At 45.2% G+C, this 13,210-nt stretch carries 10 protein-coding genes; 8 read left to right on the forward strand and 2 right to left on the reverse strand.

Annotated features, from left to right (window positions below; all coding sequences use genetic code 11):
- The first annotated feature begins 186 nt into the window (after positions 1 to 186).
- Together MHB64_RS25255 and MHB64_RS25260 are read left to right on the forward strand one after the other, a co-directional pair.
- The gene (locus MHB64_RS25255) at positions 187 to 516 is read left to right on the forward strand and encodes an ArsR/SmtB family transcription factor (protein ID WP_094872771.1); all 330 of its coding nucleotides are present in this window, start codon (positions 187 to 189) and stop codon (positions 514 to 516) included.
- Between the two features lie 67 nt (positions 517 to 583).
- Positions 584 to 2,146 carry an MFS transporter gene (locus tag MHB64_RS25260; RefSeq protein WP_341135624.1) on the forward strand — a complete coding sequence of 521 codons (1,563 nt, stop codon included), beginning with the start codon at positions 584 to 586 and terminating at the stop codon, positions 2,144 to 2,146.
- Between the two features lie 28 nt (positions 2,147 to 2,174).
- Here MHB64_RS25260 and MHB64_RS25265 read toward each other — a convergent pair whose 3' ends face one another.
- Positions 2,175 to 2,324, reverse strand: coding sequence for a hypothetical protein (locus tag MHB64_RS25265; protein WP_341135625.1), 150 nt, complete (start codon positions 2,322 to 2,324; stop codon positions 2,175 to 2,177).
- Positions 2,309 to 3,052, reverse strand: coding sequence for a glycoside hydrolase family 16 protein (locus MHB64_RS25270; protein ID WP_341135626.1), 744 nt, complete (start codon positions 3,050 to 3,052; stop codon positions 2,309 to 2,311). Before MHB64_RS25270 ends, MHB64_RS25265 begins: the two co-directional genes overlap by 16 nt.
- A gap of 148 nt (positions 3,053 to 3,200) precedes the next feature.
- Between MHB64_RS25270 and MHB64_RS25275 the strand changes: the two genes are divergently transcribed.
- The 6 genes from MHB64_RS25275 to MHB64_RS25300 all read left to right on the forward strand — a co-directional run bounded on the left by MHB64_RS25275 (position 3,201) and on the right by MHB64_RS25300 (position 13,097).
- Positions 3,201 to 4,121: an ABC transporter permease gene (locus MHB64_RS25275; protein WP_094872777.1), complete on the forward strand. Its 921-nt coding sequence runs from the start codon at positions 3,201 to 3,203 to the stop codon at positions 4,119 to 4,121.
- 17 nt (positions 4,122 to 4,138) lie between these two features.
- Complete coding sequence (locus MHB64_RS25280) at positions 4,139 to 5,023, forward strand: carbohydrate ABC transporter permease (protein WP_341135627.1); 885 nt, start codon at positions 4,139 to 4,141, stop codon at positions 5,021 to 5,023.
- Between the two features lie 65 nt (positions 5,024 to 5,088).
- Entirely contained in the window at positions 5,089 to 6,750 is a 1,662-nt protein-coding gene (locus MHB64_RS25285) for an extracellular solute-binding protein (protein WP_341135628.1), read from the forward strand.
- 146 nt (positions 6,751 to 6,896) lie between these two features.
- Positions 6,897 to 8,735 (forward strand): sensor histidine kinase, encoded by a 1,839-nt coding sequence (locus MHB64_RS25290; protein WP_341135629.1) that lies wholly within the window; start codon positions 6,897 to 6,899, stop codon positions 8,733 to 8,735.
- 3 nt (positions 8,736 to 8,738) lie between these two features.
- The gene (locus tag MHB64_RS25295; protein WP_341135630.1) at positions 8,739 to 10,310 is read left to right on the forward strand and encodes a response regulator; all 1,572 of its coding nucleotides are present in this window, start codon (positions 8,739 to 8,741) and stop codon (positions 10,308 to 10,310) included.
- A gap of 165 nt (positions 10,311 to 10,475) precedes the next feature.
- Positions 10,476 to 13,097 (forward strand): family 16 glycosylhydrolase, encoded by a 2,622-nt coding sequence (locus tag MHB64_RS25300; protein WP_341135631.1) that lies wholly within the window; start codon positions 10,476 to 10,478, stop codon positions 13,095 to 13,097.
- The last annotated feature ends 113 nt before the right edge of the window (positions 13,098 to 13,210 follow it).

Consider the following 13,210-nt stretch of genomic DNA (forward strand, 5'->3'; position numbering starts at 1 on the left):
AAGTCAGTAAAAAACTTGCCCAACTTATGATACGGTTCACAATCCATGAGGGCTTGATTGGATCATTGACTTTTATTATTATCCTAAAATAGTGCATAATCATATTTATCGGTATTTCAAACTTCATCTTAAAAAAACATTGACATGTGCACATGTATGCATATAATAACTTTAGGGGGCAGAGCTATGGGATTAAATCTTGATTCAAATAAATGTAAAAAGCTGATAGAAGACAATATTGACATTGAGTTTTTCCGAGCAGTATTTGATCCCGTGCGGAGTGAGTTATTGGTTTTCCTTTCTGTAAATGGTGAAATGACAATCGGTGGTATTGCAGAATATTTTCCACAGAATCGTTCAGTTATTTCTCGGCATCTTGACTTCATGAGTCGTTTCGGAATAGTTCAAAGGAGAAAAGAAGGGCGAGAAGTTTATTACAAAACTAATAATAATTTCATTGTAGATAAATTTGAACAAACAGCCAACAATATGAAAGCACTCCTGAATTTGAAATAATGTAGTGCTTTTTATTTTAATATTTATATGCATTTGTGCGCACATATACATCAAAGGAGGTTTTATTTTGATACAATCAAAAAGGAAATGGTTAGTTTTAGCCACGGTTAGTTTAGCCGTATTTATGGCTATGTTAGATATTACAATTGTTAATGTTGCATTACCAGAAATACAACAAGCTTTTTCAGCGAATTTTTCAAATCTGCAATGGGTGTTGAATGCCTATACTTTAGTTTATGCTGCAATGTTGTTGCCAGTTTCAAAATTAGGGGACATTATTGGACGTAAAAAAGTATTTTTATTAGGATTGGGTATTTTTGTAATTGGCTCTTTAGCCAGTGGATTAGCAAACAGTGATATTTGGTTAAATATCTTTCGAGGATTTCAAGGAATTGGTGGAGCAGCTATGATGTCATTATCATTAACGATAGTTACTTCTTCATTTCCCGAAAAACAAAGAGGACTTGCACTAGGTATTTGGAGTAGTGCCGTAGGACTTGCTATTGCCGGTGGTCCTTTGATCGGTGGGGCATTGGTTGATAGTTTTGGTTGGCGATCTATTTTTCTAGTTAATATTCCTGTTGGGATTGCAGCCATTTTATTAGGAATGTTTGTTATTAAAGAAAGTGAAACCAACAAGAATGAAAGAATTGATATCCTTGGACTGATTTTCAGCACAGCTATGATTTTTACGATGATTTTGGCCTTAATTCAAAAGTCGGTGCATGGAGATTACGCATGGACTGATTGGCACATTTTAAGTCTACTTGGATTTTCACTCATTTTGCTTATAGCATTTATCGTTACCGAAAGAAAAGTGAAACAACCAATGATTGAATTATCCATTTTTAGAAATTGGTCATTTAATGGTGCTAATATCGCGGCTTTTGTATTAGGTGCTGGACTATACGGAGGTTTTACTTACTTAACCATTCTTATGCAAAACTACATGGGTTATTCAGCTTTTGATACAGGTGTAAAAATGCTGCTCATTACTGGTTTTACGATCGTTCTTGGTCCTATTGCGGGAATTATCTCAGGAAAAATTGGTAATCGTTGGTTAGTCAGTGGAGCACTATTTATCGGTGCAATCGGAATATTTGTTATGCGTTATATGATCAAAGCTCCGTTTGAATGGAGCTATCTAATGCCTGGTTTTATTCTTTTAGGTATAAGCAATGCTCTAGTCAATCCACCTATTACAAATGCTGCTATGAGTTCAGTTGATAAAGAGTATGTAGGTATGGCTTCTGGTATCTTAAATGTCTTTAGACAAGTGGGTATCTCCTTTGGTGTTGTAATGCTAGGAATTAAGTTAACAGAAGGTTATAACGATTCGTTGAATAATAACATCATGAATTTAGCCAATATTCCTAGCGAGTTTAGAAATCAAATGCTGGCTGTTTTCCATAAAGCTGGAGCTTTTGCAGGTTCACAAATTTTTGATAGCAAGCAAGCTGAAGCATTTAAAGCTATGCCGGCTTTTGATGAAATGAAGAAGATCGTTTTTAATGCTTTTAATTCAGGTATGCAAAATGTAACACTATTAATTGGTATCTTCTTATTAATGGGTACATTCGTGAGTCTAATTTTGATTAAAGACAACAAGAATACACAGAACGGGAATTAATCTTTTTTCACCAGTTATTACATTCAGATCAACTTTCTGCGGTACCAGCATGCGCGATACGGTTCACCGCGCTGTCTGTAACAGCAAGCTCTAGGTCCATCCCTTGTGGGATGGACCTTTCTTTGGAATCGTTATGGATTGCCAAATATCTATTTGTCTTAATTACTGGTAAAGCCATATCCCTGAAATCGTCATCACCGCTGGCAGTGCAGCCTCGTCCACCGCCACATTGTCATACCAGCCGCCCACCGCAAGGTTAAGCACCAGATAAAAGGGTTCATCAAAGGGCATTACGCCCGGCTCCTGGCGACGTTCTGCAAAGCAATGTCCATCTACCAGCCATCGAATTGAACCTGCATCCCATTCCAGTGCATACTCACGAAATTCATTAATGGTTCCGCTCTCGAACTGGTGTGTGAACTCCTCCACGATTTGATGTTCCCAATCCTTCCCGTAGTGCAGCGTTCCGGATATTTGCTTAGGCAAGCGGCCTTTGGCCTCCATAATATCTATCTCACCAGAAGCCGGCCAAGAACCGTAAGCTTGTTCCTGCGGAAGCAGCCAGATGGCAGGCCATATCCCCTGCCCTACCGGCAGCTTTGCACGCACGACTAACTTCCCATAGCAAAAGGAAAAATGGTCCTTTGTATCCAAACGGGCCGAGGTATATGCAAAATGCCGTCCATCCTTATCGATGGATTCGTTACGCGCACACAAGTTTAAGCCAAATTCATCGATATATAGATTGCTTGCATGATCCGTGTAATACTGCTGCTCACCGTTGCCCCAACCTGGGTCTATGGGATTTCCATCATTATCTAACAAATCGTTGCCAAGGCGGATATTCCATAGCTTCAAATCGGCATTTCTATCTAAGTAATTCTGTTCCCACACAAGCTTGTTCATTCTTTACACACTCCCTTCATTTAATCACAGCATACTTAAATTTTGCGCCTGGTCAAACAAATCTAAAAAAATGGGATAGGGTCGATAATCCTGGGCTTTTTTTCCTATACGCTTTTTCATACGATGAAATAGAAAGGGGGTACGGTACATGTTCCAATACAGAACGGAACAAATGAAAGCGCTTGTTAAACAGTGGCAGTTGCAAAGTATGGTTGTCCCGGGAATCCTCTGGATGTTTATCTTTTGTTATCTCCCCATGTTTTGGCTCATTATTGCATTTATGGACTACAGCATCGCCAAACCCTTACTAGAATCACCGTTTGCGGGGCTGAAGCATTTTCACGATTTTTTGACGGATGATCGATTTTGGCGTTCGATCCGCAATACCCTGGGGATGAGCAGCATCAAGCTGATCTTGGGTTTTCCCATTCCCATCTTGTTTGCTTTAATGCTCAATGAAATACGGGGTCTTCGATTTAAGCGAACGGTACAAACCATTTCGTACCTGCCGCACTTTATTGCCTGGACGATTTTTGGTGGCATTGCACTCAATTGGCTGGGTGAGGGCGGTGTGATCAATCAGTTGATGATGGCAATCGGATTCCAGGATCGTCAAATCCTGTTTAACAGCGACCCTAAGTACTTTTGGTGGATTACCTATTTCACCGACACGTTAAAAGAAACGGGTTGGAGCGCCATTATCTACATAGCAGCAATATCCGGGATTGATCCGGGACTGTACGAAGCGGCCGAGCTGGATGGCGCAAATCGACGGCAGCGTATGTGGCATATCACCATTCAGAGCATACGCCCCACCATCGCTATTTTGTTCATCCTCGCGGTCAGCGGGATACTCGGCAGTAACTTTGAGCAGATTTTTATGTTGAAGAACAACATGAACATGAAGATGGCGGAAAGCCTGGACTTGTATATCTATAATATGGGGTTGGTCTCCGGGCGCCATTCTTTCTCAACAGCCGTCCTGTTCGCCCGCTCTATTGTAGCGCTAGGTTTGTTATTTTTGGCTAATCACTCATCCAAAAAACTAACCGGCGACAGCATTTTTTAAAGGGGGAGAACAGAGGTATGGAAAGACGCAAAAGGTTTCGGCAAATTGGAGTATTTGAAGTCTGCAATACCCTGCTGATGCTGGCGGTTTGTTTTTTAACGCTCTACCCGATGTGGTTTGTATTCATTAACTCACTTAATGCGCCGCAGCAGGCATCACTGGGCACCGTCAACTGGTTTCCCAAAGAATTATCACTGGCCAGCTATAGTGTTGTATTCAATGATAAGACGATGATGAACGGTTTTTACATCACCACGCTGCGCACGGTACTCGGAACAGCGATGCATGTATTCTTTACCGCTGTTATAGCTTACGGAATGAGCAAGTCTAATCTAATCGGCCGCAAAGTGTATCTCAAAATCGCACTGGTTACAATGCTGTTCTCAGGTGGTCTGATCCCTACGTTTATTCTGATGACAAAGCTGGGTTTATATGATAATTTTTGGGTATTTATAATTCCTTCCATGTACACTTTTTTTAATATGGTCATTTTTATGAGCTTCTTCCGCACCATTCCCGATAGCCTGGAGGAATCTGCGAAGGTAGACGGTGCTTCAGACTATGGCGTTCTGTTCAGAATTGTATTGCCCAACAGCATGGCGGTTATTGCGACCATATCGCTTTTTTCAGCGGTCTATCATTGGAATGATTATTACCAGGGCGTCATCTATATTCGCTCGCAAGAGTTACTTCCACTGCAGACCATGTTGTACAAAATTATTGCAGAGAATTCCATGTCTTTCATGCAGCAGCAAGCGATGGCACAATTCGGCGCTAGGCTGCCCGGCAACTCTATCAAATTTGCATCCATGATGGTAGCCACATTACCAATTCTCGTAGTCTACCCCTTTATCCAACGCTATCTGGTCAAAGGGGTGATGATTGGCGCCATTAAGGGATAAGTGCATAGGTCTCGAAACGGATATTTTAAAAAATTCAGAAGCAGCAGAGAAAGGATGATTATGTGATGAAACGCAATCTGATCAAGCCAGGCTTGACCCTCGTTCTGGCCGTAATTCTGACACTAGGCACGGCCGCTTGTAGCAACAATTCAGCCAATAACAAACCATCACCACAACCCACGGACAGTACATCCCCGCCGCCAAGCGAAGCAACGCTCAATCCCGATGAACCGGCATGGAAGCTCGACACCAGCCCTGTAGATCTAACTTGGTTTGTAGGCGCTAACTGGTACGCCCACACTTGGGGAGACAGCTTGGTCTCCAAGTATGTAACGGAAAAAACAGGTGTCAACATCAAGTTAGAAGTACCCTCCGGCGAAGCGAACGAGCATATTACCCTGATGATGACCTCCGGCAAGCTGCCAGACTTGATCTCGATGGGTTCATGGGAAACGGCTGTCAAAAAGCTATGGGAAGGCGATCATGTCTATGCCTTGAATGAATTGGCTGACAAGTATGATCCTTACTTCTTCAAGGTCGCCGGCGATGGCACACTGAAATGGTATCGTCAGGAAAATGGAAATACCTATGGTGTTCCGAATGATTCCTACAGCCCCAACCTGATGCATGAAACCGGAATGACAGCCGCCAACCAGACTTTCCTGGTGCGGAAGGATCTGTATGAAGAGATGGGCAGCCCGGATCTTAGCACGCCAGAGGGCTTTCTAGGTGCATTGCAATTAGTGAAGGATAAGTATTCACAGTATAAAGGCCAACCTATCAGCCCCTTCTTTGCGCAAGGGAATGTCCCTTACGGGATGACCGAATATCTGCAGAATTTACTGGCCGTCCCGCAGGAGAAAGACGGAAAAGTATACGACCGCATGACTGATCCCGATTATATTACCTGGTTAAAAACCTTTCGCACGGCATACGAGCGCGGGCTGATTAATGTAGACTTTCTGGTAGATTCCGACACTCAGGTCGAGGAAAAAACGAACAATGCACGTTATTTCATGATGGTTCGCGAGTGGACTGGGATGGCGGCTGTCAATCCTATGCTGGCTGCAAGTGGAAATCCGGATTCTTACTACATCGCAGTGGATGGCCCAAAGAACAGCAAAGGGGATGACCCTAAGCTATTCCCTGGTAACATGGACGGCTGGATGGTAACGATGATTAGCAAATCCACCGAAAATCCTGAACGGGCCATCCGCTTTTTGACCTATCTGGCCAGCGAAGAAGGCCAGCGCGATGTATTCCTTGGCAAGGAAGGCGAAACATGGGATACGGTAGACGGCAAACCACAGCTGAAGCCTGAAATGGTACAATTACTCGAAAATGATATTGAGAAAATGGAGAAAGAATATGGCATCATGGATACCTATTGGATGATGCGAAACCCTGTAATCATCAACCAGTGGAGACCCGAGAAAGCCCCTGTTCTTAAGCAAATGGAGGACTTCGCCAACCAACGGGCTGATATTGACAGTGGTATCTACAAGGGCTTAGATCCACAAGGCGATTCTGATGTATCGGTAGCCTGGTCGCGTATTTCTCAAAACTGGGAGGAAGTGCTGCCTGAGCTGATTACAGCTAAAAATGAGGCAGAATTCGATAAAATCTTCGAGAATTTCCTTGACCGCCGCGAGAGTTATAGCTTTGACAAGGTGATGGAATTCCGCCAAGCTGAACTGGATGTGCGAAAGTCCAAAATGGCAGAGTAATAATGCCCATATTAAGATTACTGCCGGCCACCGAAAGGGTGGTCGGTATTCCCTTTTTAGCGGATTCTCCCCATTGGCGAGTCAGCCTGGTTCCCTACCAGACGATTTGTAATATATGGTATATTACAAGGGTAGGAGGCTATTAAATGAAATATTTGCTGACTAAAATGAAAAAGATTTACCGCAATTCCCGCATATCCAAAAAATTATTTTTGGCCTTCAGTATGATGATTGCCATTCCTGCGATTGTGGTATCCTTTTTATTTATCCGCACGCAGGAAAGCCAGCTATACAAGGACGCTATGGCCACCGGCAGCAGTCATGTTTCACGACTTAATGAACAGCTACGCAGCAGAATGGGTATTATTGAGAACGCTTCCTCTACTGCGCTGAATCAAAAGGCATTTGTAGATTTTATTCACTCCAATATGCGTGGGGATGGCCTGCGTCTTGTGAAATTTAGACAAAATCAATTTGAGCAAATGCATAATATCATTCAAAGCCACGAGATGATCAGTGAGCTCAGTTTCTATGTCGATAATCCAAACCTATTTGAGATTTGGCCTGAAATCTACCATTATGACAAGTTTCAGCCGCAGGACTACTGGGTGACCCTTCGGGAGGAAGGCGGTGCGGCATATCGCTTATTTGCTTTCAAGGATGGCGACCATACATTATCCTATTACCGGCTGGTACGCCTTCAGGGACAGCAGCAGAAACGCCCTACCATTATGGAAATTCGCGCCCAGCATAACGTCTTTTTCAGTGACCTGCTTGAGGATAGCGGGGGAGATTTCTTTTCTGTAGTGATGGACGGAACCACCCCTTCCCGATCTGTATACAATCCTGAGCATGTCTTTGCTCAAACTGCCGGTGAGGAGTTGGATAAAATTCTGGGCAGTATTCATCAGCGGCTGGATGTCATTCAGCAGAGTAGCCCTATTAAGGTCGAGGTCGGCGACCAGACTTACTACGCTTTGTATCGCTACATTGCCCCTTTGAACGCTTATGTCGTGGATATTGCCTCTCATCAGGCACTGATGAAAGGCCCGCGGAGCTGGTATCTACTTGTTGTAGCGATCACATTATGTGTTCTGCTACTGATGTTACTGCTCGTTTCACATACTACCCGGCGGATATTTAGGCGGCTGGACAGGGTTCTGATTTCTATGCGCAAGGTGCGGCAAGGCCAACTGGATGCAAAAATCGATACCGGTCTCGGGGCGAACGAAACCGGTGACGAAATTGACGAAGTGGCCGTCAGCTACAATAACATGTTAGACGAGATCAAACATCTGATGAACCAGGTGGTAGATAAGCAACTGGTTGCCAAAAATGCACAACTGCACTCCCTGCATTCACAGATCAATTCACATTTTTTATATAACGCGCTGGAATCTATTCGTATGCTCGCAGAGGTTCAACGACAGCCGGCAATCGCCGATGCGTTAGTGTCTCTCGGTTCACAACTGCGTTACAGCATGCAGTGGCGCAGCGATACGGTTTCCCTTAGCGATGAACTTGCCAACATCCACAGCTATATCCGCTTCATAAACTTTATGGAGGGCGGCAATATTGTATTGATGGCGGATCTCCCCCTAGAGGTGCTGCGTTACACAATTCCGAAAATGTGCATGCAGCCCATCGTCGAAAATGCCGTTCATCACGCAGCCCCTTCAGGAGACAGTGTAAACATCGAAATTACCGTATCTGTAGAGAATGACCGCCTTTTGCTAATAAAGATACGAGATGATGGTGCAGGTGTTGACCCGGAAATGCTGTACAGTTTGCAAGCTGTGCTGCTGGGCGACACGGATTTACCGATTGTTACCAGCAAAAACGGACTGGGCCTGGAGAACGTGCATAAACGCATACAGCTTCATTATGGCAAGGGCTGCGGTCTTTGGATTGACAGTGTGCAAGGTGCCTACACCTGTGTAACCATACGTTTGCCTTGGGAAAATGTGAATCTTGGAGGATGGTAGAGTATGATCAATATTCTGATTGTTGATGATCAAAAGCATATTCGTGATGGGCTCCAGGCCATGCTGCGCCAATTCCCCCTGCAGCTGGACAACATTTACTGTGCCGTAAACGGCATCGAGGCCTTGGGAGTATTGCGTCAGCATAGCATTCAACTAGTGATTACAGATATCAGGATGCCTGATATGGATGGATTAATGCTGATGGCGCAGAGCAAAGAGGAACGCTTCGAGGTGGAATACCTGATTATTAGCGGCTTCAGTGATTTTGCGTATGCTCAAAAAGCCATCGAGCTTGGGGCAAAGGGCTACCTGCTTAAACCTGTGAAACGTGAAGATCTCCAAACCGCGGTAGAACATGTAGCGCATGAAATCAAAACACGGCAGGCGCTCTCGCGCAATATGGAGCATATCTCCCGTCGTGCTCAAGAGACAGACCGCAAAGAACTGAGTATGTATATGCAGGGGGCGGTGAGCGATGAGGCATGGCTCCTCCAGACCCAGCAGCAGAATCCAAAGTTGTGGAGTAATTACCGTCTGTGCCTGCTACGGGAGGAACTATGGATTAACCAACCGGGAGCCCATAGCAGTCACAGCATGGAATCTATTGCCTATCGGGTATATGGCAAACAAGGATGCATATGCTTGCAGCACCGCCCATATCTCGTCCTCGCTGTGGATGCTTCCGTAGATACGGGCGCCTTTCCGGCCGCTCTCAAAGCAAGCCAGATCGATGCCATCACCGCTATGACCAGCCCGCAGCAAGGGTTGAAGGAACTGCCCTGCAGCTATATACAAGCGCTGGAGCTGTATCGCCACAGTTACCTTTTTCCAGAGAAGAGCTATATTCTACCCACGCATATTCAGCGGCTGGAGCAGCAGTGGGAGCTTCCCTATGAGGAGCTGTATGCCCTGTTCCAGTTAGTTGGCAGCAAGAACAGCGGCACCATCACCCAAGGCATTTCTAAGATATTTCACAAAGATACGCTGCAACGCTATCACATCCAATACACCCAGCAGCTATGCCGTGCCATCGTGCAGATGCTGGAGGAATACGTGCGTGTGATCCGCCCATATATGGGGGAAGAAGCGCTGGACATCGAATGTTTGCGTAATCTGTTCGACTATCCAGGCATTCGTGATTATATTCAGGCGCTGCAACAACAGCTGCTTCGGCTGAACCAATTCTATTATGAATATAAATGCAGCTATCGTAACTCGCAGGATTTGAATGAGGCCATTCGTTTTATACACATAAGTTATCATAAACCACTGGATCTGGCGATGGTATCCAACCATGTGTCACTTAATTATGCTTATTTTTCTAACCTGTTCAAGAAGAATATCGGCAAAGGTTTTGCAGAATACCTGCGCGATGTGCGTTTGGATAAAGCTCGTCGGCTACTGGCTGAGACCGATCATAAAATCGTCGAGGTAGCCACTATGGTAGGGTATGAAAGCTACAAAAGTTTCACACGGGCCTTCCGGGATGTCATGGACATGCAACCTACAGAGTACCGCCAAATGATTCGCCGGAAGCACGACAGAGAAGAGAAGTATCAGGACACCGCGCTATAAATCAGGGGGCCACTGCTTAAATACACGAATATTATCAAAAGCCAAAAAATTGGGTTATAACAAAAATAATTGTACCTTTTAGCGGATTATTATATTCGATAGAATAAAGGTGTTCCTACATGTAAGCGGTTTCTATAACTAATACTTTATTACAGGAGGGCAAGTATGAAGCGACTTTATAAAACGAAGAGTGGTTTTAAGCAGAGGGCACTGAGTTTATTCTTAGCAATAGTACTATTGGCTGGTATGGGCCTGTTGCCAACATCGAAGGTTCTGGCAGCAGGGAAGACCGTTACTTCTATGGCTTATTTTTCAGCAGCAGACGGGCCTGTCATCTCAAAATCCGGGGTTGGGCAAGCCAGCTACGGATTTGTCATGCCTACATTCAATGCAGGCTCCGCCACCTGGAATGAAGTTTCCGATGATGTGGGTGTAAAAGTAAAAGTAGCTGGCAACTGGGTTGATATTGACAGTGCTGGCGGCTATACCTATAACCAAAACTGGGGACACTGGAGCGACGGCGGCTTGAATGGCTACTGGTTCACGCTCTCCGCGACCACTGAGATTCAGCTGTACTCCAAAGCTAATGGGGTAACGCTAGACTACACCCTAGTATTTCAGAACATAAACAAAACAACCATCACGGCTATGGCACCTACACAAGGACCGCAGATTACGGCAGGTTTTACCGGCAGTGCAGGCTTTACTTATCCTGCCTTCAACAATGATTCCTCTGTAACGTATGAAGCAGTGGCTGACGATTTGAAGGTATATGTAAAACCTGTAAACAGCAGTACCTGGATTGATATTGACAATAACGCAGCCAGCGGCTGGATCTATGATAACAACTTCGGACAATTCACCGAAGGAGGCGGTGGCTATTGGTTCACCATAACGGAGTCGATCAATGTAAAGTTACAATCCAAAACCTCTTCGGCTAACGTCGTCTATACCCTCACCTTTAATCAACCTGTAAGAAATTCTTATGTTCTTACTCCCTATGATGGAACGACCTTTACTGCAGATGCGAAAGGTGTCATAGGTGTACCGCTGCCTAAGATTGATGGAGGCGCGCCAATCGGTACCGAGCTTGGAAAATACGTATACCAGATCAATATTAACGGACAATGGGTGGCTATGAGTGATTCCAGTCAGAGTGGATTTGTATATGCTGGTAACGGCTATAACAACATGTCCGATGCTAACCAGTGGGGATACTGGGCTGACTATATTTATGGCCTTTGGTTCCAGCCCGTCCAAGAGGATATACAAATCCGTATAGGCTATCCATTAAATGGACAGCCGGGCGGTAATGTGGGCAACAATTACGTCAACTACACCTTTATTGGCAATCCAGATGCCCCGCGTCCGGATGTCTCTGATCATGATGACATTGCCATTGGAACGCCAACCGACCCGACCATTGAGGGTATGAATCTCATTTGGCAGGACGAATTTAACGGAACCACGCTCGATACGAGCAAATGGAGCTATGAGCAAGGGTATTATATCACTGATGATCCCAACAGCTGGGGCTGGGGTAACGCCGAACTTCAACACTATACAGACAATGCACAAAATATATTTGTGCAGGACGGAAAGCTGAATATCAGGGCGCTACACGATTCCAAATCCTTTCCGCAGGACCCAAACCGGTATGCACAATATTCCTCTGGTAAGATTAACACCAAGGATCATTTGTCCTTCCAGTACGGCAGAGTAGACATCCGTGCCAAGCTGCCTACAGGCAATGGTGTCTGGCCAGCACTATGGATGCTTCCGAAAGATTCAGCCTATGGTGCATGGGCCGCATCCGGCGAAATTGATATTATGGAAGCCAAAGGACGCTTGCCTGGCACGACCAGCGGCGCCATACATTTTGGCGGACAATGGCCGGTGAATAGATATATTGCGGGTGAATATCACTTCTCTGAAGGCCAGACCTTCGCCAATGATTATCATGTGTACTCCATGGTCTGGGAAGAAGATAATATGAAATGGTATGTGGACGGCAATTTCTTCTTTAAAGTGAGCAGAGATCAATGGTATTCTGTAGCTGCACCGAACAATCCCAATGCTCCTTTCGATCAGCCCTTCTATCTCATTATGAATCTGGCGATCGGCGGATTTTTTGACAGCGGCCATACCCCGGACCCATCCGATATCCCTGCAACAATGCAGGTGGATTATGTGCGTGTCTATAAAGAAGGCAACGGCCAGAATCCGGGTAATAACGTGCCGGTTACCGGAGTAACGCTGAATCTGAACACTGCACAGGTCGAAGTCGGAAAAAGTGTACAACTGAACGCAAGTGTAGCTCCGTCTAATGCAACGAATAAGCAGGTCACTTGGAGCATTTCAGGGAACAGCGTAGCTTCTGTGAGTCCAAATGGTCTCGTGACAGGAATTTCTCCGGGCACGGCAACTGTTACAGCTACAACAGCCGACGGCAATAAGACAGCCGTCTCCACCATCACGGTTGTGCCAGCACCATCCGGTACTATCATCATCGGCGATGAGGTCCGGGGTCTGAAGAAAACAGGCAATGACCTGCTGTTCTATGTGAACGGCGCAACCTTTGCCGACTTACACTATAAGCTCAATAACGGCGGTCAGCTGAACGTAGCCATGACTCCGGCAGGGAACGGCAACTATACCTACCCTGTAAATAATCTGCAAAATGGCGATACCATCGAGTACTTTTTCACCTATAATCCAGGGCAAGGGGCCGTCGATTCCCCGACGTTCACGTATATCCATGGGGTAACCCAAGGAACACCAGAATAAGTAGTTGAACCCTAAGCAAAATGCATGAACACGAATAGGCGAGGAGGAAGTGTTAAAGCCTCCCTCTCGCCTATTTTGTTGTTTCTGCCATGTGCTGGTCTCCTCGGTGGAAG

The organism is Paenibacillus sp. FSL K6-2859 (assembly GCF_038008265.1).
In the GTDB taxonomy this organism is placed as follows: Bacteria; Bacillota; Bacilli; order Paenibacillales; family Paenibacillaceae; genus Paenibacillus_AQ; species Paenibacillus_AQ nitricinens.